Genomic DNA, 20,316 nt, shown 5'->3' with positions numbered 1-20,316 from the left:
GAGCAGGAACGACGCGACGCCTTCCCCGACTGGCTGCACACCTACAATCACCACCGCGGACACACCGCGCTGAAAGGCCAACCACCCGCCAGCCGCGTCCCCAACCTCACGGGTCAATACACCTAGGCCGCGGGTACCGCCGCCACCACCTCCACCTCGATCCGCGCCTCGGGGCGGAACAGCCGGGACACCTCGAAGGTCATGCTGGTCGGCGGGGTTCCGGTGAGGAACTCCTGGCGTACGGCGCCGTATTCGGCGAGCCCGTCGATGTCCGTGAGGTAGGTCCGGATGTTGACGACGTTCGCCAGACCCGCTCCGTGCGCCCTCAGCAGGGCGTCGATCGTCTCGAAGACGCCCCGGCTCTGCTCGGCGAGTGTGGCGCCCTCGGCGATCTGCCCGGAGAGGAACAACAGGGCGCTGCCGTCAGTCTGTTGGACGCGGGCGACCTGGGAGTAGTAGGGGCTCAGGGGCCGGGGTGCGCCGGCCGGGTTGTCGAGGGTGATGTCCATGTCCCGACGCTAGGACGGGACTTGCGATGCGACAAGCGAATGTCCAGCATGGAGGACATGCCGGATCCGCATCGCATGGCCTCCCTGCCCGAACTCTCCACCGTGTGGCTGCGGGCGTTTCTGGAGGTGGTCCGCCACGGCTCGTTCACCGTCGCCGCGCGGAGCCTTGGGTGGACCCAGTCCGCGGTGTCCCGGCAGATCTCCTCGCTGGAGTCGGCCCTGGGCGGCGACCCGCTCTTCGACCGGCTGCCCCGCGGGGTACGGCTGACGGAGGCCGGGCGGGCGCTGGTGCCGTACGCGGAGTCCGTCGCCGAGGCCCTGCACGGTGCGCGGCGGGAGCTGGCCGCGCTGCGGGAGGGCGCGGCCGGGCGGCTGCGGTTCGGGGCGTTCGCGACGGCGGACGCGGCGCTGGTGCCGCGCGCCCTGGCCGCGTTCCGGGACCGCTGTCCCGGTGTGCGCGTGACGAGGGAGGAGGGGCTCACCCCGGCCCTGCTGGAGCGGCTCGGCGCCGGGCACCTCGACCTGGCGGTGGTGTCCACGACGGGCCGCGCGGCGCTGGAGTCGTACGCGCTGCGTCACCTCCTCGACGAGTCTCTCCACGTCGCCGTGCCGGCCGGGCACCCCCTGGCGGGCCGCGGTGGGCCGGTGCGGCTGGGCGAACTCGCCGACGCCGACTGGGTGTCCGGATCCGCCCGGCCCGAGGGCACCCTTCTCGACGCGGCACTGCGGGAGGGCTTCCGGCCGCGGGTGGCGCACGTCGTCGCCGAGTGGACCGCCAAGCAGGGCTATGTCGCCGCGGGTCTCGGCGTCGCACTGGTCCCCGCGCTCGCCGCCTCGTCCGTACGGCCGGACGTCGTGCTGCTGCCGGTGCTCGACGAGGACGCCCCGGCACGGGCGGTGTACGCGGCCACGGAACGGGGGCGCTCGCTCACTCCGGCGGCGGAGGCGTTCGTCACCGCACTGCGGGAGGCGGCGACGGCGATCCCCGGCGCCATGGCGTAGACCACTTCCGTCACGGGATACTTCCGCCGTCCCACCCCACGCTCTCCCCCACAGCGACGGAAGGACCCCGACCCCGTGCATCCCGCGTACTGCGAGCATCCCGCATACTCCGCCCGTTCCCTTCGCGTTCGCGTTCGCGTCGGCGTTCTGGCTCTGGCCCTGGCGGCCGGGCTCGCCCTTCCCACCGCCGCCACCGCGACCGAGGCGCTGCCCACCCCCACGGTCGAGGAACAGCGCCTGACACAGGCCGTTCCCCAGGAGATCCTCGCCCGGTCCGGGTTCGACGTGGTGGCTCCGCGTCTCGCCCGGCTGCTGGCAGCCTCGCACTCCTACGCGCGGGCCCGTCAGGCCGTCACCCGCGAGGGCGCGGCCCTGTGGCGGCGGGCGGTGGACCGGGTCCAGGGGCGCGGCCCCGCCGGCGGGGACCTCAGCCGGGACGACGACCGGCCGCTGTACTGGGCGCGGCTCGGCATGACGAGCGAACTGCGCACCTGGCGGCCCGGCTTCGCGGTCACCGAGGGCCAACGGGCCGCCCTGCTCGACGTCTTGGAGCGCACCACGCGCGGACAGACCGATCTGCGCCTTCCGCCCCGCGCCAAGGGACTCAAGCGCGTTCTCGTCACCGGCTTCGACCCGTTCACCCTGGACCGGGACATCCGGATCTCGAACCCCTCGGGGGCGACCGCGCTCGCCCTCGACGGCACGGTGATCCGGACCGCGGACGGCCCGGCGCGGGTGGAGACCGCCGTGTTCCCGGTGCGCTGGCAGGACTTCGCGGAGCAGACGGTGGAGCGCGCGCTGCGGCCGTATCTGCCGCACGTCGATCTGTTCACCACCGTCAGCCAGGGCCGCGTCGGCCGCTTCGACGTGGAGCGCACCAACGGGGCCTGGCGCGGCGGCTTCCCCGACAACGAGAACGTCGGCCGGACGGAGACGGTCCCGGTCGCCGACCCCGCCACACAGCCGCAGTGGACGACCACGACCCTGCCGTACGCGGCGATCGTGGCGGCGGACACGGGACGGTTCCCGGTCTACGACAACACGAGCGTCACCGAGATCCCGGCGGGTGGCGCCGAGCCCGTCGTCCGGCCGGACGGGCCGACGGCGGGGTCGACCGCACGGGCCGGGGGCGGCGGGAACTACCTCTCCAACGAGATCGCCTACCGGGCCACCCTGCTGCGCGACCGGCTGGGGCTGCACGACAGCCTGCCGGGCGGGCATGTGCACACGCCGGTGCTCCAGTTCGCGGCGGGCAACACCCAGGACGTGACCGATCCGGAGTTCGTGCGCAACCGGCTGGACATCGTCGCCCAGGTACGGGCGATCCTGGCCGTGGCCGTGGCGGCCGGGAGATAGGCGCGCGGTCTCGGCGCCCGGGTCAGTGCGAGGGCGCCAGCGCCGGGCTGACGCCCAGGCCCGCCAGGACCGAGCCGATGACCTTGACGGCCAGCACGGTGATGAGGGCGACGGCGAGCAGCTCGGTCACCAGGTGGCGTTCTCCTCTTTCGGGGTGTCGGCGCCGTCGGCCCGGTCGCCCTCGTCGATCTCCTCGCCGAGCAGTTCACGGGCCAGCAGGGTGGCGCCCGCGACCGCGCCCGGCATCAGGAACACCGCGACGACCGGCACCAGGAAAGCCAGCCCCAGGGGGGTGCCGAAGCCCCAGATCAGGGTCTTGCGGGAGCGCAGCAGGGCGAGCCGGGCCCGCAGGTCGACGCCCCGGCGCTGGAGGGCGACGGCGACCAGTTCCTCGGTGAGGAAGAAGCCGGTGACGAAGAAGCCGATCACCGGGACCACCGTCTGCCCGACGACCGGAATGAACCCGAGGGCGAACAGCAGCACGGCCCACAGCAGCGCGCGGCACAGGATGCGCAGGCTGTCGCGGGCGGAGATCCACAGCTCGCGCCAGAGCGGCAGCCCGGACTCGGGGGCAGTGCCGTCGGGCGAGACGTCCCGGTCCACCTTCTCGGAGAGGCTCTCGTAGAACGGCTGCCCGATGAGCAGGGTGACCGCGGTGAAGGTGAGGACGGCGAGCAACAGTCCGAGGGCGAACAGCACGACGACGAGGAAGCCGCGGAACATTCCGCGCCAGGGGCTCGTCCAGTCGTCGGCGAACGGTGTCGACCATCCGACGAAGTCCTCGCCCCACACCGCGAGCGCCACCAGGGCCGCCGCGTAGAGGACGAGTGTGATCAGGCCGGGAACGAGACCGAACCCGTACTGCTTGCCGTGCCGGGCCACCCACCGCTGGCCCTTCAGGAGGTACGTGAACCCCGCCCCTAGATCGCGCATGGCCGAACTCTATCGGTCGTGCACATTTCACGGTCCGGGGCCGGCCGGGGCCCGCGTGCCGTGCGCGGCACGGGCTCGCGACGCCCCTCGTAGGCCATCCGGGGCATCGCTGACACCGACACCTGCTTGATGCAGTTGAGTCGAACAGGTGCACCTCGCCGTACCGATCCCCGGAAGCAACGATCTCGGCCAGGTGTTGATCACCATGGCACACGCAAGCAGTGGGCTGGTTGAGGAGAGCGAATGACTCGATTGACTCGGACGACGAAGGAGATCCACGGCAGCGTCGCCGACGGATTCGAAGCGGTGCGGGAGGCGTTCGCCGCGTTCGTGGCGGAGGAACGGCCGGACTACGAAGGCCAGTTGTGCGCCCATGTGCACGGACGGCGGGTCGTCGACCTGTGGGTGCCGGGCGACGGCGCCGGCCCCGACTCCCTCTACGGCGTCTACTCCTCCACCAAGGGCGCCGCCCATCTGGTGGTCGCGCTCCTCGTCCAGGAGGGCACCCTGGAGCTGGACCGGAAAGTCACCTACTACTGGCCGGAGTTCGCGGCCGAGAGCAAGGGCGCGCTGACCCTGCGCGAGCTGCTCGCGCACCGGGCCGGGGTGATCGGCACGGACAGCGGGTTCTCGCCGCAGGAGCTGGCCGACGACCGGCAGATCGCCGAACGCCTCGCCGACCAGCGGCCGTTCTGGCGACCGGGGACCGCCTTCGGCTACCACGGGCTGGTCATCGGGGCGCTCACCGGCGAGGTCGTACGGCGGGCCACGGGCCGCACGCTCCAGGAGGTGTACGCGGAGCGGGTGCGCGTCCCGTACGGGCTGGACTTCTTCCTGGGGCTGCCCGCGGCGCACGAGCCGCGGTTCCGCACCGCGCAGCCGATGGCGCCGACCGCCGAGCAGCGGGCGCTGCTGGACTCCCTGCCGGGCGGGCCGCACACCCTGGCCGCCGTCGCCTTCAACCGGCACGCCGCCGAGCCGACCGACCTGGAACTCCTGCCCAACGATCCCCTGATCCGGGCCAGGGGGCCGGCCTCGGTGGGCGGGGTGGCCTCGGCGCGCGGACTGGCCGGGCTGTACGCGGCGGCGATCAGCGAGGTCGGCGGGAAGGCGCCGCTGCTGAAGGAGGACACGGCGGCGGAGTTCGGGCAGCTGCACTCGGTGGGCTACGACGTGGTGGCGCGTTCGCACCGGTCGTACGGGCTGGGCTTCCAGGCGACCGCCGACACCTGGCACCCGTTCCTCGGCGCCGGGGCGTTCGGGCACAGCGGGGCGGGCGGCTGCCAGGCCTTCGCGGATCCGCGCAGCGGGCTCGCCTACGGCTACACACGGCGCCGGTTCGCCTTCCCCGGCGGGTCCGCGCCGGAGAACGACCGGCTGGCGGCGGCGGTGCACGCCGCCGCACTGGCTTCCGGCTGACGGCAGGGCACGGCGTACGGCCCGCCCGGCGGACGGCCCGCCGAGCGGGCGAAGGCCGCACCCCACGTCCAGGGGTGCGGCCTTCGCCGTACGCGACGACCGGTGTCAGGGCGGTGTCACGGACCGGGGATCAGAGCTTGACGATCATCTTTCCGGTGTTGTCGCCGCGCAGCACCCCGAGGAACGCCTCCAGGTTGTGCTCGATGCCCTCGACGACCGTCTCGCGGTACTTCAGCTCGCCGGAGCGGACCCAGCCGCCGACCTCCCGGACGAACTCCGGCTGGAGGTCGTAGTGGTCGCCGACCAGGAAGCCCTCGATACGGCCACGGGTCGCGATGAGCCGGGCGAGGTTCTTCGGGCCGGGGGCCGGCTCGGTGTTGTTGTAGACGGAGATCATGCCGCAGATCACGATGCGGCCCTTCTCGTTGAGCGAGCCGATGGCCGCCTCGAGGTGGTCGCCGCCGACGTTGTCGAAGTAGACGTCGACACCGTCGGGAGCGGCCTCGCGCAGCTGCGCGGCCACAGGTCCGTTCTTGTAGTTGAAGGCGGCGTCGAAGCCGTACTCCTCGACGAGCAGCTTGACCTTCTCGTCGGAGCCGGCCGAGCCGATGACCCGGGAGGCGCCCTTCAGCCTGGCGATCTGGCCGACCTGGCTGCCGACGGCGCCGGCCGCGCCCGACACGAAGACGGAGTCGCCCTCCTTGAAGGAGCCGGTGCGCAGCAGGCCCGCGTAGGCGGTGAGACCGGTCATCCCGAGGACGCCGAGGTAGGTGGACAGGGGCGCGGCCTCGGGGTCGACCTTGACGGCCTGCTTGGCGTCGAAGGTGGCGTACTCGCGCCAGCCGCCGAAGTGCAGGACGTGATCGCCGGCCGAGACGCCCTCGGCGGCGGAGGCGACGACCTCGCCGACCGCACCGCCCTGCATGGCCTTGCCCAGCTCGAAGGGGGCCACGTACGACTTGGCCGCGCTCATCCGGCCGCGCATGTAGGGGTCGACGGACACGTAGGCGTTGCGCACCAGCACCTCACCCGGGCCGGGCTGCCGGATCTCCGCCTCGGCCAGCTCGAAGTCCTCGGGCTTCGGCCAGCCGACGGGGCGGCTGAGCAGACGCCATTCGCGGCTGGTGGTGGGGAGGGCCGACTCGGTCATGGGGGGCTGCCTTTCCTGTGCTCGCAAATGCTTCACTACCTGAAACAACCATGCTCCTGAATATTTCAGGATGTCAAGTAACGGGGTACCCTCGATCCATGCCCACCCCACATCCGGCCCCTCTCCCCGATGCCCTGACCATGGAGGTCGTCGGCCTGATCGGCGAGGTCGTGGCCCGTTACTACGAGGACTACGAGGAAGCCGCGGCAGGTCACGCCCTCACCGGCGCACAGGCCCGGCTGCTGAGCCTGCTCTCGCTGGAGCCGCTGCCGATGCGGAAGCTGGCGCAGAAACTGAAGTGTGAGCCGTCCAACGTGACCGGCATCGTCGACCGCCTGGAGTCCCGCGGCCTGGTCGAGCGGCGCCCCGATCCGGCCGACCGCCGGGTGAAGCTGGCGGCCGCCACCGTCGAGGGCCGCAAGACAGCCAAGGGGCTGCGCGAGTCGCTGCGGTTCGCGCGGGAGCCGCTGGCGGGGCTGGCGGAGGAGGAGCGGGTGGCCCTGCGGGGACTGCTGCGACGCATGCTGGCCACGGAGCCCGGCGAGGCCTGACGGCGTCTGGCCCCGGCCGGCCCGACCGCGCCCGCCCCTGGCCGACCTGACGGCACCTGACCCCGGCGGGCCCCACCGCCCCGGACCCCGACGGGCCCGACCGCCCCGGACCCCGACGGGCCGACCGCCCCGGACCGACTGCGTCCGACCCCGGCCGGCCCGACCGCGTGCATGTCTCCGAGCGGCACGAGTCCGGCGCGCCCGACCGGACGGGGCCGCTCGTGCGGGCCGGTGACTCAGTCGTCCGAGCCGGACTTCCCGCCGCCCGTACGGTCCGTACGGTTCGCTCCGCGGAGCAGTTCGCCCGCCGCGAGGGTCACGAGGGCCACGGCACGTGCCCAGCGCGGGCCGCCTCGCGCCGCCCACCAGACACAGGCACAGCCGCCGAGGACGAGCACCAGGAGCCCCGTCAGGGCGAGCACGATCACGCGTCCCCCACCTCTTCGCCCGTGAACTCGTACTGCAGTTCGTAGAGATGGCCCGCCTTCACCATCACGGTCACCTCGACGGGGCGGCCGCCGTCGCCGTGGATCACGCGCAGGGTGCGCAGGACCGGCATGCCGCTGGTGAGGCGCAGGGCCTGGTACTGGGCCTGGGTGGGAACCCTGGCGGAGACCCGGTCCGTGCTGCGGCGGGGCGGGTGGCCGAGTTCCGTCAGCAGGGCGGGGGTGCCGCCCCTGATCCTGCGGCGCTCGGCCAGCGGCGTCCCCTGGGCGATGTCCAGCGGGTAGTAGGACTCCACGAGTTCGGCGGGCTCGTCGTCGACGAGGAGTACCTGGCCGCGGAGCAGCGCGACGCCGTCCGCCGGGAGGTCGAGGGCGGCGCGCACGTCGGCGGGCGGCCGGCTCTCGGCCACGTCGAGGAGCTGCATGCGGGCGTGCGTGCCGTGCTTGGCCGCCTCGGAGAGCCAGCGGTAGGGCGCTCCGGGGCTGCCCGGCCGCACGAGCGTGGCGGGCCGGACGGTGCGCTGGCGGTGCTCGCGGACCGTGACGGAGGCGCCCGCCCGGCCGACCACCAGGCGTTCGTCCTTGAGGAGCTGGAGGGCCTTCTGGACCGTGGCGCTCGACGCCTCGAAGCGTTCCTTGAGCCGGGCGGTGGTGGGCAGGCTGGCGCCGGGGGCGAGCTCTCCGCTCATGATGTCGTCGCGCAGATCGGCCGCGATCCGTTCGTGCAGGGAGCGGCGGTCGACGGCTTCCGGGTCTGCCTTGGGCACGGTCATCCGATCCTGATCTGGTAGCGCAGCCTCTGCCGTAGGGCAGGCATCACCATACGGTCGACCTGGATCGGCCGGTCGGCGTGGTCCAGCGTGAGCCGGACGAGCCGCAGGACCGGTTCCCCGGGGCCGGTCCCCAGGGCCTGGCGCTCCTCCTCGTCCGGCATCCCGGCCGTCACGTCCTCGCGCACGAGGACGCCGACGTGACCGAGCTCGGCGAGCAGGGCGAGGGCTCCGCCGGGGATCTTGGCGGTCCCGGCGAGACGGGTGCCCGCCGCTATGGCCGTCGGGTAGTACGTGTCGGTCAGTTCGCTGGGCTCGTCGTCGAGGAGGATCAGCCGCCGGCGTACGACGACCGGCTCGCCCTCGGGGACTCCGAGCAGCGCCGCCACGTCGGCGGGGGCGGGCACCTCACCGGCGTGCAGGATGCGCTGGCCGCCACGCCGCCCCTGCGCGGCGGCCTCGGCCGCCCAGGCGTCGCCCTGCCCGGTGCCCCGTGGCGTCAGATACGGCAACGATGCGCTGACCCATCCGCTCGCACCCACGACTCCTCCTGTACGGCCGACTGTTCTTTCGAACCCTGCCGCCCTACACGGTAGGCGACTTGGCTCATCCGCCAACCGCCCCCCTCAGCCCCCTTCAGCCACCCTTCACTACCTTGTCACCTTTCGTGAATAACAGTAAGGTTTCGCCGCAGGACGCCCCAGAACCACCGGAGGTGCCCCCGTGCCCCTGTCACGGCAACGTCGTTTCCCCCGCTCGCGCGCCTCGGTGCGGGCCGCCCGGGTCTTCGTCCATCAGGTGCTGAGCGACTGGAACTGCGTCGACCGGCTGGACGACATAGAGCTGTGCGTGTCGGAACTCGCCACGAACGCCCTGCTGCACGGGGTGCCGCCCGGCAGGCAGTACTGCGTGTCCCTCACCCTCGACGGCCCCCTGGTCCGGCTCGCCGTACGCGACAGCGGTGACCATCCCGTGCCCGCGTGCCCGCCGACCTCCGACGCGTGTTCGGGCCGGGGGCTCTTCCTGGCCCGGGAACTGGCCGACGACCTCGGCATCACCGAACACTCCGTGGGCAAGACGGTGTGGGTGACCTTCAAGAGCGAGAGCCTGCCCGGGACAGCCTGACGACGGCTCCCGGCCCACGCCGGGAGCGTCGCATCGCCTCAGGTCTTCTTGCGGGTCGTCATGAAGCGCTGGACCAGGATGAACGCGCACAGCAGCACACCGGTGGCGATCTTCGTCCACCAGGAGCTGAGGGTGCCCTCGAACTGGATGATGCTCTTGATCAGGCCCAGCACCAGCACGCCGAACAGGGTGCCCAGCACATACCCGGAGCCACCCGTCAGCAGCGTGCCGCCGATGACCACCGCGGCGATCGCGTCGAGTTCCATGCCGGTCGCGTGCAGCGGGTCGCCGGACTGGATGTACAGGGTGAAGAGCAGTCCGGCCAGCGCCGAGCAGAACCCGCTCACGGTGTACACGGCGATCTTCGTGCCGCCCTGCGGGAGACCCATCAGCATGGCCGACTGCTCGTTGCCGCCGATGGCGTACACCCGGCGCCCGAAGCGGGTGTAGTGCAGGACGTAGAACGCCACGGCGAGGACGACCAGCGAGACGATCGCGCCGATGGACAGGAAGCCCATCCCCAGCGACACCTGCGCCTGGGCCATGCTGCTCACCGAGGAGTCACTGATGGAGATCGACTCCTTGCTGATGACCAGGCACAGGCCGCGGAAGAGGAAGAGGCCGGCGAGGGTCACGATGAAGGGCTGGATCTCGAAGTTGTGGATCACATAGCCCATCAGGAAACCGCCGAGCGCGCCCACGCCCAGCGCCATGGGGATCACCAGCGGCAGCGGCAGCCCCTGGCGCTCCACCAGCCAGGCCGTGAACATCGTCGTGAAGCCGATCATCGAACCGACGGACAGGTCGATGCCGCCGGACAGGATGACGAAGGTGACGCCGACCGCGGCGACCAGCAGATAGCCGTTGTCGATGAACAGGTTCAGGAAGACCTGCGGCTCGCCGAACCCGTAGTTCTGGTAGCGGCTCAGGCCCACGCCGTACATCAGCAGGAAGAGCAGGGCCGTCACCGCGACGGGCAGCCGCCGGTCGCCGAGCAGCCGCGAGACCGTGGACGGGGTACGGCTGTCGGAGGCCGTGGGGCTCTGGGTGGTCGCGCTCATCACGACACCTCCATCTTGGGGGCGGCCTCGGACGCCGCGGCGGGGTCCGCCGGGGCCGCGGCCGGCTTGCCGCTTCCCTTCGCGCCGGATCCGGCGCCGAACCTGGCGCCGAACACCTTGGCGCGGAACTTCGGGGACTGGAGCAGGCAGACGACGATGACGACGGCGGCCTTGAAGACCAGGTTGGTCTGGGTCGGCACGCCGATGGTGTAGATCGTGGTGGTCAGGGTCTGGATGACGAGGGCGCCGACCACCGTGCCGCCGACGGAGAACCGGCCGCCCAGGAGCGAGGTGCCGCCGATCACCACGGCGAGGATCGCGTCGAGCTCGATCCACAGGCCGGCGTTGTTGCCGTCCGCGGCCGAGGTGTTGGAGCTGATCATCAGACCGGCGATGCCGGCGCAGAGCGCGCAGAACGCGTACACCATGATCTTGATGCGCCGGGACCTGATGCCCACCAGGCGGCTGGCCTCGGCGTTGCCGCCGACCGCCTCGACCAGCAGGCCGAGTGCCGTGCGGCGGGTCAGCACCACGGTGACGGCCACGACCACGGCCACCACGAAGATGGAGAACGGCAGGGTCAGCCAGTAGCCGCCGCCGATCAGCTTGTACGGCTCGCTGTTGATGGTGATGATCTGGCCGTCGGTGATCAGCTGGGCGACACCGCGCCCGGCGACCATGATGATCAGGGTGGCGATGATCGGCTGGATCCCCATCCTGGCGACCAGGAACCCGTTCCACAGGCCGCAGACGACCGCGGCCAGCAGGCCCAGGCCCATGGCGAGCAGCACCCCGGACAGGGCGCCCTGGTCGGACTGGTCGCTGATGTACGAGCAGGCCAGTGCTCCGGTGATGGCGACCACGGCGCCGACGGAGAGGTCGATGCCGCCGGTGGCGATGACCAGCGTCATGCCGACCGCCACCAGGATGAGCGGCGATCCGAACAGGACGATCGAGACGAGGCTGCCGTAGAGGTGGCCGTCCGCCATCCTGATCGAGAAGAAGTCGGGTGTGAAGGGAACGTTGACGAGCAGCAGCAGGACCAGGACCGCCACCGGCCAGAACAGGTGGTGGTGGGTCAGCGCTCGCCACCGGGAAGTGGTGGTCGAAGAGGTGGTCACTGGTGCTCTCCGCTCGCGATGGTCTCCAGGATCCGGCTCGTGGTGATCTCGGGCCCGTTGGCGATCTGCGCCACCAGCCGGCGGTCGCGCAGCACTCCGATGGTGTGACTGAGCCGGAGTACCTCCTCCAGCTCGGCCGCGATGTAGAGCACCGACATGCCGTCCTCGGAGAGCGAGACGACGAGCTTCTGGATCTCCGCCTTGGCGCCGATGTCGATGCCGCGCGTGGGCTCGTCCAGGATCAGCAGCTTCGGACTCGTGATCAGCCAGCGGGCCAGCAGCACCTTCTGCTGGTTGCCGCCGCTGAGCTGGCCCACCCTGGCCTCGGGGTTGGCGGGGCGGATGTCCAGCGCCTTGATGTACTTGGCGACGAGTTCGTCGCGCTGGGCGACCGGGATGGGCCGGGTCCAGCCGCGCGCGGCCTGCAGGGCCAGGATGATGTTCTCGCGCACCGTCAGATCGGGCACCAGGCCCTCGCTCTTGCGGTTCTCGGAGCAGAAGGCGACACCCGCGTCGATCGCGTCGTTCGGGGCGCTCATCGAGACCTTCCTGCCGCCGATGGACACCTTGCCGGTGTCCGGCTGGTCGGCGCCGAAGAGCAGCCGGGCGAGTTCGGTCCGGCCCGATCCGAGCAGGCCGGCGAGGCCGATCACCTCGCCCTTCTTGATCTCCATGTCGAACGGGGCGATGCCGCCGGTCCGGCCGAGGCCGTCCGCCTGGAGCAGGGCCTCGCCCGCGTGGGAGTGCAGCTGGTGTTCGTGGAGTTCGTCCAGCTGGCCCATGGCCTTGCCGAGCATGAGCTGGACGAGGCCGACCTGGTCGAGGTCGCGCACCATGTGCTCACCGACGAGGGTGCCGTTGCGCAGTACGGTCATCCGGTCGCAGACCTCGTAGATCTGGTCGAGGAAGTGCGAGACGAACAGGATCGCGACGCCCTCTTCCTTCAGCCTCCGCATCAGCGCGAACAGTTGGAGGACCTCGTCGCGGTCGAGGCTGGAGGTCGGCTCGTCGAGGATCAGCACCTTGGTGCCCGGCCCCTCGGCGCCCGGTCCCTTGCCGCCGCCCGCGCCGTCGCCGGTGCCCAACGACCTTACGATCGCGACCAGTTGCTGCACGGCGAGCGGATACGAGGACAGCGGGGCGGTCACGTCGATGTCGAGTCCGAGCCGGTCCACCAGCTCCGCCGCCTGCCGGCGCAGCTGCTTCCACTGGATACGGCCCAGCCGGGTCGGTTCACGCCCGATGAAGATGTTCTCCGCCACCGACAGGTTGGGGCAGAGGTTGACCTCCTGGTAGACGGTGCTGATGCCGGCCTGCTGGGCCTCCAGCGGGCTGGTGATCCGCACGGCCCCGCCGTCCAGCGTGATCGTGCCGCCGTCCAGGGAGTAGACCCCCGTGAGGACCTTGATGAGGGTGGACTTGCCCGCGCCGTTCTCGCCCATCAGGGCGTGGATCTCGCCGGGGAAGAGCCGGAAGTCGACGTCCGACAGAGCCCGTACCCCCGGAAACTCCTTGACTATGCCCGTCATTTCCAGGACGGGCCGTGGCTCTGCCATGGCAGCGCTCCTCTTGAGATTCGTTCAGGCCCGCAGGGAGCCCCGGGACCGACGGCTCGGTCGGCCGGGGGCTCCCTGCCGGTGGGTGCGTCGGTCAGTACTTGCGGCTCGGGAGCGCGGCCGCGGCCTGGTCCTGCATGAAGTCGCCCTCCTCGGTCTTGATCCAGCGCTCGACCGTCTCGCCGTCCTTGACCTTCTTGACGACGTCCATCAGCTGCGGGCCGAGGAGCGGGTTGCACTCGACGATGGCGTTGATCTTGCCCTCGGACATGGCCACGAAGCCGTCCTTCACGCCGTCGATCGAGACGATCAGGATGTCCTTGCCGGGCTTCTTGCCGGCCGCCTCGATGGACTGGATGGCGCCGATGGCCATGTCGTCGTTGTGCGCGAAGAGGACGTTGATGTCCGGGTTGGACTGGAGGAAGGCCGCCATGACCTGCTTGCCGCCGGCACGGGTGAAGTCACCGGTCTGGCTGACGACGACCTTCCAGTCGTCCTTGTGGCTCGCGTCCATGACCTCCTTGAAGCCCTTGGCACGCTCGATCGCCGGGGCGGCACCGGTGGTGCCCTCCAGCTGGGCGATCTTCACCGCGCCCTTGAGGCCGGCCTTCGCGATGACCTTCTCGAGGATCTTGGCGGCGCGGCGGCCCTCGTCGGTGAAGTCGGAGCCGACCAGGGTCACGTACAGGGACTCGTCGGAGGTCTCGACGGAGCGGTCGGTGAGGACCACCGGGATCTTCTTGGCCTTGGCCTCTTTCAGCACCGCGTCCCAGCCGGTGACGACCACCGGCGAGAAGGCGATGACGTCGACCCCCTGGGTGATGTAGCTGCGGATCGCGGAGATCTGGTTCTCCTGCTTCTGCTGGGCGTCGGAGAACTTGAGGGTGTAGCCCGCCTCCTTGGCCGCCGCCTTCACCGAGTCGGTGTTGGCGCTGCGCCAGCCGCTCTCCGAACCGACCTGGGAGAAGCCGAGGGTGATCGCCTTGCCGCCGTCCCCGGAGGAGCTGCTGGACGCGCCGTCGTCCTCCTTGGCGCAGGCCGCCAGGCCGCCCGCCGCCGCCACGCCGACCGCCGCGGTGAGGAAGTTTCTTCTGCTGAGCATGTTCTTCTCCTTTGAAGAGCCGGCCCGGGGATGGACCTGCTGGTACTCGATGGACCGGCCGCGCTGCGTCCAGCCTGTCGATCACTGTTCGGCATTTCGGCCACACTGCTGGTCAGAGGTTCGACGGGGTCCGACGGGGTCCGTCAGAGGGGGGCGCCCTCCGGTTGAGCGGCGCTCGGGAACGTGCTTGCGCGTACGACGAGTTGGGGTTCGATCGCGATCCGGGGCGCGCCGGAGGCCGGCCGGCCCTCGATCTGCTCCAGGAGCAGCGCGATGCCCCGCTGGCCCACCGTCGAGAAGTCCTGCCGGACGGTGGTGAGGGGCGGTGCGAAGAACTCCGACTCCGGGATGTCGTCGAAGCCGACCACCGCGACGTCCTGGGGAGTCCGGACGCCCGCCTCGCGCAGGGCCCGCAACACCCCCAGGGCCATCTGGTCGTTGGCGACGAAGACGGCGGTCAGCCCCCGGCCCACCCAGCCGGCCAGTTCCTGGCCCGCACGGTAGCCCGACAGCGGACTCCAGTCCCCCCGCAGCAGCATGGGCGGCTCGACGCCCGCCGCTTCGAGGGTGTCCCGCCAGCCGGCGGCCCGGTCGGCCGCCTCCTGCCAGTCCTCGGGTCCGGCGAGGTGCCAGACCGTGCGATGACCGGCGGCCAGCAGGTGGCCGGTCGCCAGCCGCGCCCCGAGATGCTGGTCGACGCCGACGCGGGGGATGTCCATGCCCGGCTCGCCGCCCACGACCACCACCGGGAAGGGATGGCGCAGTTCGGCCAGGGCGTCCACCGCCGACCGCTGCGGGGCGATGGCGACCACGCCCTCCACCCCGCCCTCGCTGAGGTGGTCCAGGGCCTCGGAGAGCTTCTCCATGGTCAGTTCGCGCAGGCTGACCGTCGAGACGAGATACCCCTCGGCCCGCGCCGCCTCCTCGAGCGCGAACAGCGTGCTGGCCGGCCCGTAGAGGGTGGTGTCGGAGGCGACCACGCCCAGCGTCCGGGTACGCCGGGTCGCCAGGGCCCGTGCGGAGAAGTTGCGGCGGTAACCCATCTCCTCGATCGCCCTCAGCACCCTGGCCCGTGTCTCGTCCCGCACGTTGGGGTGCTCCCCCAGCACGCGGGACACGGTCTGGTGGGACACACCGGCCAGGCGCGCCACGTCGGCCATGGTGGGCGGCCGGAGCCGGGTGTGTGTCACGGCCGCACCTCCTTGGCGCTCGTCTGCCGACAGTTGCGGTAAGTCCTGCGGTGTGGGCGGGTGGTTCCGCGCCACGGGCTTCACTCCGGGATCCCGGTGGGCCCGACGACACCGGTACGAAATGCGAGTGGGGACGCTGCGGGCACGACCGCTCGTACCTCCCCGTATCTGACGTCGTCGTCGACTGGTGAATGCGGAGGTCATTGTGAGCGCTAACAATTCATGGCGGTCAAGGGGGTTGCACGGGAAGCTCGTCACGGTTCCATAACGCGCTTGCCGGCGGCGGCACATCGTCCCTGGTCACAGGCCGAAAGGCGGACCGAGGCCGGGCTCCGGGCAGCGGACCGCCGACGGGTCGTGCGGCCGGAGCATGTCCAACTCGCTTCAGTGCACAGCTGTTTCGGCCATACCCGGGCGTCCCGCACACCCTCCTGGACGGCCCACATCACGACCGCTCGGCGGGCCCGGCCGCGAAACGGCCGGCTCCGGCGGAGCCCTACGAGCACCACCACAGGAAGCGGGTGCACGTCTGCGAGGGCGACGGGTCCGGGGACTCGGCCGGCGCCGACGGGTCGGCGGTCGGGGTGGGGTCCGAGCCGGAGTCCGCGTCCGAGGGGGTCGATCCGGAGGTCGACCCGGCTGAGCCGGGCAGGGTCGCCGACTGGGCGTCCTTGTCGGGGCTCGGCGTCGCCGACGCGTCCTTCGCGGACTCCGAGGCCGACGGGGAGGCGGAGGGGCTCGGGGAGTTCGAGGCCTCGTCCCCGCCCGTGTCGGTCCGGTCGTCCAGGGGTGGTGCGGACGCGCTCGGCTCCGACGACCCGTCGACCTCGGACGCCTCTCCCCCGGCCGCCGCCGGGTTCCCCGGAGAGGTGAACCCCGGTGCGTCCACGCCGAGTTCGGCCAGGCTCAGGCCACCGGCCGCGAGCGCGAAGCCGACGGTGATCAGCACGATGCGTTTGCGGCGTCTTCGGTGGGCCGAGGCCTTGCGGTCGCGGCGGCTCGCCTCCGGCGCGACGGCCGCGCCCTGGGGGCCGCGCCGACCGCCCCGGCCCTGCCCGCGACGGCGCGCGGCCCGGCCCTGCGGCTCGCCGCTCCCGTCTTCGTGATCGGCGTGCCCGTCGTGCTCGTCGCGATCTTCGCGAGCGCCGTGGTCGTCCCGGCCGTCGTGAGCGCCGTGGTCGTCCCGGCCGTCGTGAGCGCCGTGGTCATCCGGGTCGCCGCGACCGTCCGGGGCGCCGGGAGTCCGGTGCGCCGACGTGTCCCGCGCAGACGGCTCGGGTCCGGACGCGTCGGACGGATACGCGCGTAGCCGCTGAGCGGGCGCGCCGCACCCCGGGCAGGCGAGGGCGCCGTTGAGGTGCCGTCGGCACGGGTGGCAGTAGTCCATGACGCGGGAAGACTAAGTTCCCGGACAGGCGCGTTCCCGGGTTCACCTGTGAAAGTTGTGTGGGAAACCGGCCATACCGGCGCGACACTTCGAGTGACCTGGACCACAGCTCGGCAGGCCAAGTTTCGAAAGGAGTATCGAAACTGTCGAAACCGTTACCTGTTCGACCCATTGACACTCACCTCGCGCAATCCTTACTGTCTGCCCAGCATTTCGAACATGTGACGAAATCTCGAACAGCCGAAGGGTAACTTCCGTGCGCATCACCGGAATCAGCACGCACGTGGTCGGGACGCCGTGGCGCAACCTGACCTACGTCCTGGTGCACACCGACGAGGGCATCACGGGTGTCGGAGAGACCCGCATGCTGGGTCACACCGACGCGCTGCTCGGCTACCTGAAGGAGGCCGAGGCCAACCACATTCTCGGCTCCGACCCATTCGCTGTCGAGGACCTCGTGCGCCGGATGAAGTACGGCGACTACGGGCGGGCCGGCGAGATCGTGATGTCGGGCATCGCCGTCGTCGAGATGGCCTGCTGGGACATCAAGGGCAAGGCCCTCGGCGTGCCCGTCTGGCAGCTCCTCGGCGGCAAGGTCACCGACAAGGTCAAGGCCTACGCCAACGGCTGGTACACCACCGAGCGGACCCCGGAGGCCTACCACAAGGCCGCCCAGGGAGTCATGGAGCGCGGCTACAAGGCGCTCAAGATCGACCCCTTCGGCACCGGGCACTTCGAGCTGGACCACCAGCAGACCCTCTACGCGGTCTCCCTCATCGAGGCGGTGCGCGACGCCATCGGGCCGGACGCCGAGCTGATGCTGGAGATGCACGGCCGCTTCTCCCCCGCCACCGCCGTCCGGCTCGCGAACGAGCTCGCGCCCTTCAAGCCCGCGTGGCTGGAGGAGCCGTGCCCGCCCGAGAACCTGAAGGCTCTCGAGAAGGTCGCCGCGAAGGTCGACATCCCCGTCGCCACCGGCGAGCGCATCCACGACCGCGTCGAGTTCCGTGAGCTCTTCGAGAGCCAGGCCGTGGACATCATCCAGCCGGACGTCGGCCACATCGGCGGCATCTGGGAGACCCGGAAGCTGGCCGCCACCGCCGAGGCGCACTACGTGCTCGTCGCCCCGCACAACGTCGGCGGCCCGGTCCTCACCGCGGCCTCGCTCCAGGTCGGCTTCACCTCCCCGAACTTCAAGATCCTCGAGCACTTCAACGACTTCGCCGACTCGGAGATCAAGAAGGTCGTCAAGGGGGCTCCCCAGGTCGTCGACGGCTACTTCGAGCTGTCCCACGCGCCCGGTCTCGGTGTCGAGCTCGACGTGGACGCCGCCGCCGAGTTCCCGCAGCAGCAGGCCCGTTTCGACCTCTGGGCCGAGGGCTGGGAGCAGCGCAAGCCGAAGGGCAGCGACAAGTGAGCACAGCCGTCGTCGTCGAGGCGCCGGGCGAGCACCGGCTCGTCCCGCACGAGCCTCGGCGGCCGGAACCCGGCGAGGCGCTCGTCCGCGTCCACGCCACCGGCATCTGCGGCAGCGACCGCGAGGTGTACCAGGGCAACCGTCCCGAGGGGTACGTCCGCTACCCGCTGACCCCCGGCCACGAGTGGTCGGGGACGGTCGAGGCGGTCGGCGCCGGGGTCCCCGCGTCGCTCGTCGGCCGCAAGGTCGTCGGTGAGGGCTTCCGCAACTGCCAGGTCTGCGACCGCTGTCACGCGGGCGAGACGACGCTGTGCACGGACGGGTACGAGGAGACCGGCTTCACCCAGCCGGGGGCCATGGCGGCCACCCTCACCCTCCCGGCCCGGCTGCTGCACGTCCTGGCGGACGACGCCGACCTCACCGCGGCCGCCCTGCTCGAGCCCGCCGCCTGTATCGCGGCCGCCGCGATCAAGGCGCACGCGCTGCCGGGCGAGAAGGTGGCCGTCGTCGGCACCGGGACGCTGGGCATGTTCGCCGTCCAGTTCCTGAAGGCGGGATCGCCCGCCGAGCTGCTGGTCGTCGGCACCCGCAACGACCGGGAGGCGCTCTCCCGGCAGTTCGGGGCCACCGACTTCCGGACCAGGGACCAGGAGCTCCCGGACGACTTCGACGTCGTCATCGAGACCGCCGGGTCCGCGTCCGCCGCCCGGACCGCCGCCTCGCTGCTCCGGCGCGGTGGCCGGCTGGTCCTCACCGGGATCCCGGCGCCGGGCGCCGACGGGCTCGACCCGACGGACCTGGTCGTACGACAGCTGGAGGTGCACACCGTCTTCGGAGCGCCGCCGGACGCCTGGTCGCACACCGTCCGGGTGTTCGGAGCCGGGCTGCTCGATCCGCTGCCCCTGGTCACGCACGAACTGCCGCTCGCCGAGTTCTCCGCGGCCATCGACCTGGTGGGATCAGGCGATCCGAAGGTGGGCAAGGTGCTGCTCAAGCCGTAAAGCCCCTGATCCGTACGCCGGTGCGGGGGCGACCTGACCGCCCCCGCACCGGCGTACACCCATCACCCCGCACGACCTGAGCCGCGAACCTTGACCGAAATACCGAACACGAAGGACGGCATGTGACCACCGACGCTTCCGCCACGGCAGCCCGTCGACCTGGTGAGCAGGCGCTCACCGCGCTCGGCCTGGGCGCACCCGCCCTCGACCCCGCCGACGCCTCCGCCCACACCTTCCCGGACGGCGGCCGCTGGCGCACCGAGGTCCCCTCGTGCGAGGGCCCCGAAGCGCTGGCCGTCATCCTCAAGGAGGCCTCGCGCCTCGACGTGCCGATCCACCGGATCAGCCAGGGCAGCGGCGTGTGGATGCTGACCGACGCCGAGATCACCGAGATGGTCGACGCCACCGGCGAGCGTGACATCGAGCTCTGCCTCTTCACCGGGCCGCGCGGCACCTGGGACATCGGCGGCTCGACCCGCACCGACTCGCGGGGCGGCGGGCTGCGCGCCCGCGGTCACGACGCCGTCGCCGGATGCGTCGAGGACGCCGTCCGGGCCACGGAACTGGGCGTCAAGTGCCTGCTCGTCGCCGACGAGGGCGTGCTGTGGACGCTGCACCGCGCCCGTGCGGCCGGCATCATCCCGGCCGACACCACGCTGAAGGTGTCCGCGCTCATCGGCCCCGTCAACCCGGCGGCGTACGCGGTGTACGAGCAGCTCGGCGCCGACTCGGTCAACGTGCCCAGCGACCTCACCCTGGACCACCTGACCGAGATCCGCCGGGTCTCCGGCGCCCCCATGGACATGTACATCGAGGCCCCCGACGATCTCGGCGGTTACGTCCGGATGTACGAGGTCGCCGAGCTGATCCGGCGCGGCGCACCGCTCTACCTGAAGTTCGGCCTGTCCAAGGCCCCGGGGATCTACCCGTACGGCCACCACCTGCGGGATCTGGCGCTCTCCACGGCCCGGGAACGGGTGCGGCGCGGACGGCTCGCCCTCGACCTCCTCGCCCGTCACGGCGCGGACGGTGACATGGCGCCGCTGGGCTCGCGCCTGCCGGGCGAACTCAAGCGTTTTGACATCCAGTCATAACGTTCCGGAAACCCCGCTTCACAGAAGCCGACACAGGCGCGCAGAATCCCACACACCGCTTCTTCACTTCTTCTCTTCTTCCCGGCGTTGCTCCGGGAGCGGCCGTCGCACCGCGATACCGACCCC

Annotated in this window: 20 protein-coding genes and 1 pseudogene; 9 read left to right on the top strand and 12 right to left on the bottom strand. The window is 71.4% G+C overall.

The window, feature by feature from the left end; genetic code table 11:
- Positions 1–126: pseudogene (locus QQM72_RS16615) on the top strand (IS481 family transposase); the annotation flags it as partial.
- Here the strand turns inward: QQM72_RS16615 and QQM72_RS16610 are convergent.
- Positions 123–509 (bottom strand): RidA family protein, encoded by a 387-nt coding sequence (locus tag QQM72_RS16610; protein ID WP_314221640.1) that lies wholly within the window; start codon positions 507–509, stop codon positions 123–125. The pseudogene QQM72_RS16615 and the gene QQM72_RS16610 sit on opposite strands and share 4 nt — an antisense overlap.
- 57 nt (positions 510–566) lie before the next feature.
- Here QQM72_RS16610 and QQM72_RS16605 point away from each other — a divergent pair, with 57 nt between their 5' ends.
- Together QQM72_RS16605 and QQM72_RS16600 are read left to right on the top strand one after the other, a co-directional pair.
- On the top strand, positions 567–1,511 hold the full coding sequence (locus QQM72_RS16605; RefSeq protein ID WP_399077450.1) for a LysR substrate-binding domain-containing protein: 945 nt from the start codon (positions 567–569) through the stop codon (positions 1,509–1,511).
- Positions 1,512–1,658: 147 nt separating this feature from the next.
- Positions 1,659–2,867: a pyroglutamyl peptidase gene (locus tag QQM72_RS16600; protein ID WP_314221656.1), complete on the top strand. Its 1,209-nt coding sequence runs from the start codon at positions 1,659–1,661 to the stop codon at positions 2,865–2,867.
- A 126-nt stretch (positions 2,868–2,993) separates the two neighbouring features.
- Here the strand turns inward: QQM72_RS16600 and QQM72_RS16595 are convergent, their stop codons facing one another.
- On the bottom strand, positions 2,994–3,800 hold the full coding sequence (locus QQM72_RS16595; protein WP_314221639.1) for an EI24 domain-containing protein: 807 nt from the start codon (positions 3,798–3,800) through the stop codon (positions 2,994–2,996).
- Between the two features lie 243 nt (positions 3,801–4,043).
- Here QQM72_RS16595 and QQM72_RS16590 point away from each other — a divergent pair, with 243 nt between their 5' ends.
- On the top strand, positions 4,044–5,219 hold the full coding sequence (locus QQM72_RS16590; RefSeq protein WP_314221638.1) for a serine hydrolase domain-containing protein: 1,176 nt from the start codon (positions 4,044–4,046) through the stop codon (positions 5,217–5,219).
- Positions 5,220–5,349: 130 nt separating this feature from the next.
- Here QQM72_RS16590 and QQM72_RS16585 read toward each other — a convergent pair whose 3' ends face one another.
- On the bottom strand, positions 5,350–6,369 hold the full coding sequence (locus tag QQM72_RS16585) for an NADP-dependent oxidoreductase (RefSeq protein WP_314221637.1): 1,020 nt from the start codon (positions 6,367–6,369) through the stop codon (positions 5,350–5,352).
- A 98-nt stretch (positions 6,370–6,467) separates the two neighbouring features.
- On the opposite strand from QQM72_RS16585, the gene QQM72_RS16580 reads away from it, so the two are divergent.
- Positions 6,468–6,920, top strand: a complete 453-nt coding sequence (locus QQM72_RS16580; protein ID WP_314221636.1) for a MarR family winged helix-turn-helix transcriptional regulator — start codon at positions 6,468–6,470, stop codon at positions 6,918–6,920.
- 236 nt (positions 6,921–7,156) lie between these two features.
- Here the strand turns inward: QQM72_RS16580 and QQM72_RS16575 are convergent, their stop codons facing one another.
- Genes QQM72_RS16575 through QQM72_RS16565 form a run of 3 tightly spaced genes read right to left on the bottom strand, consistent with a single transcriptional unit; the run spans position 7,157 to position 8,678 of the window.
- Complete coding sequence (locus QQM72_RS16575; protein WP_314221635.1) at positions 7,157–7,348, bottom strand: hypothetical protein; 192 nt, start codon at positions 7,346–7,348, stop codon at positions 7,157–7,159.
- The gene (locus tag QQM72_RS16570) at positions 7,345–8,139 is read right to left on the bottom strand and encodes a GntR family transcriptional regulator (protein ID WP_314221634.1); all 795 of its coding nucleotides are present in this window, start codon (positions 8,137–8,139) and stop codon (positions 7,345–7,347) included. Before QQM72_RS16570 ends, QQM72_RS16575 begins: the two co-directional genes overlap by 4 nt.
- Positions 8,136–8,678, bottom strand: a complete 543-nt coding sequence (locus QQM72_RS16565) for a GntR family transcriptional regulator (protein WP_314221633.1) — start codon at positions 8,676–8,678, stop codon at positions 8,136–8,138. The genes QQM72_RS16570 and QQM72_RS16565 overlap by 4 nt, the downstream gene beginning before the upstream one ends.
- A gap of 181 nt (positions 8,679–8,859) precedes the next feature.
- Here QQM72_RS16565 and QQM72_RS16560 point away from each other — a divergent pair, with 181 nt between their 5' ends.
- Complete coding sequence (locus tag QQM72_RS16560) at positions 8,860–9,261, top strand: ATP-binding protein (RefSeq protein WP_314221632.1); 402 nt, start codon at positions 8,860–8,862, stop codon at positions 9,259–9,261.
- Between the two features lie 38 nt (positions 9,262–9,299).
- On the opposite strand, the gene yjfF is transcribed toward QQM72_RS16560, so the two are convergent.
- From yjfF to QQM72_RS41030, 6 genes are all read right to left on the bottom strand, one after another.
- Positions 9,300–10,322: a galactofuranose ABC transporter, permease protein YjfF gene (gene yjfF, locus QQM72_RS16555; RefSeq protein WP_314221631.1), complete on the bottom strand. Its 1,023-nt coding sequence runs from the start codon at positions 10,320–10,322 to the stop codon at positions 9,300–9,302.
- Complete coding sequence (locus QQM72_RS16550) at positions 10,322–11,443, bottom strand: ABC transporter permease (protein ID WP_314221630.1); 1,122 nt, start codon at positions 11,441–11,443, stop codon at positions 10,322–10,324. The genes yjfF and QQM72_RS16550 overlap by 1 nt, the downstream gene beginning before the upstream one ends.
- Entirely contained in the window at positions 11,440–12,999 is a 1,560-nt protein-coding gene (locus QQM72_RS16545) for a sugar ABC transporter ATP-binding protein (protein WP_314221629.1), read from the bottom strand. The genes QQM72_RS16550 and QQM72_RS16545 overlap by 4 nt, the downstream gene beginning before the upstream one ends.
- Before the next feature lie 94 nt (positions 13,000–13,093).
- The gene (locus QQM72_RS16540; protein WP_020126951.1) at positions 13,094–14,101 is read right to left on the bottom strand and encodes an ABC transporter substrate-binding protein; all 1,008 of its coding nucleotides are present in this window, start codon (positions 14,099–14,101) and stop codon (positions 13,094–13,096) included.
- Positions 14,102–14,244: 143 nt separating this feature from the next.
- Positions 14,245–15,291, bottom strand: a complete 1,047-nt coding sequence (locus tag QQM72_RS16535; protein ID WP_314221628.1) for a LacI family DNA-binding transcriptional regulator — start codon at positions 15,289–15,291, stop codon at positions 14,245–14,247.
- 496 nt (positions 15,292–15,787) lie between these two features.
- Positions 15,788–16,678 (bottom strand): SCO2400 family protein, encoded by an 891-nt coding sequence (locus tag QQM72_RS41030; protein ID WP_449657430.1) that lies wholly within the window; start codon positions 16,676–16,678, stop codon positions 15,788–15,790.
- A gap of 256 nt (positions 16,679–16,934) precedes the next feature.
- Here QQM72_RS41030 and QQM72_RS16520 point away from each other — a divergent pair, with 256 nt between their 5' ends.
- The 3 genes from QQM72_RS16520 to QQM72_RS16510 all read left to right on the top strand — a co-directional run bounded on the left by QQM72_RS16520 (position 16,935) and on the right by QQM72_RS16510 (position 20,190).
- Entirely contained in the window at positions 16,935–18,095 is a 1,161-nt protein-coding gene (locus QQM72_RS16520; RefSeq protein WP_171397024.1) for a mandelate racemase/muconate lactonizing enzyme family protein, read from the top strand.
- Positions 18,092–19,096: a zinc-dependent alcohol dehydrogenase gene (locus tag QQM72_RS16515; RefSeq protein WP_054238146.1), complete on the top strand. Its 1,005-nt coding sequence runs from the start codon at positions 18,092–18,094 to the stop codon at positions 19,094–19,096. Before QQM72_RS16520 ends, QQM72_RS16515 begins: the two co-directional genes overlap by 4 nt.
- Positions 19,097–19,218: 122 nt before the next feature.
- Positions 19,219–20,190, top strand: a complete 972-nt coding sequence (locus QQM72_RS16510) for a hypothetical protein (protein ID WP_314221625.1) — start codon at positions 19,219–19,221, stop codon at positions 20,188–20,190.
- Positions 20,191–20,316 lie beyond the last annotated feature (126 nt).

Origin of the sequence: Streptomyces zaehneri (assembly GCF_032248645.1) — a bacterium.
GTDB lineage: Bacteria > Actinomycetota > Actinomycetes > Streptomycetales > Streptomycetaceae > Streptomyces > Streptomyces coriariae.
Note: the sequence above shows the minus strand (reverse complement) of the source record. Positions and strands in the feature narration are given on the sequence as shown.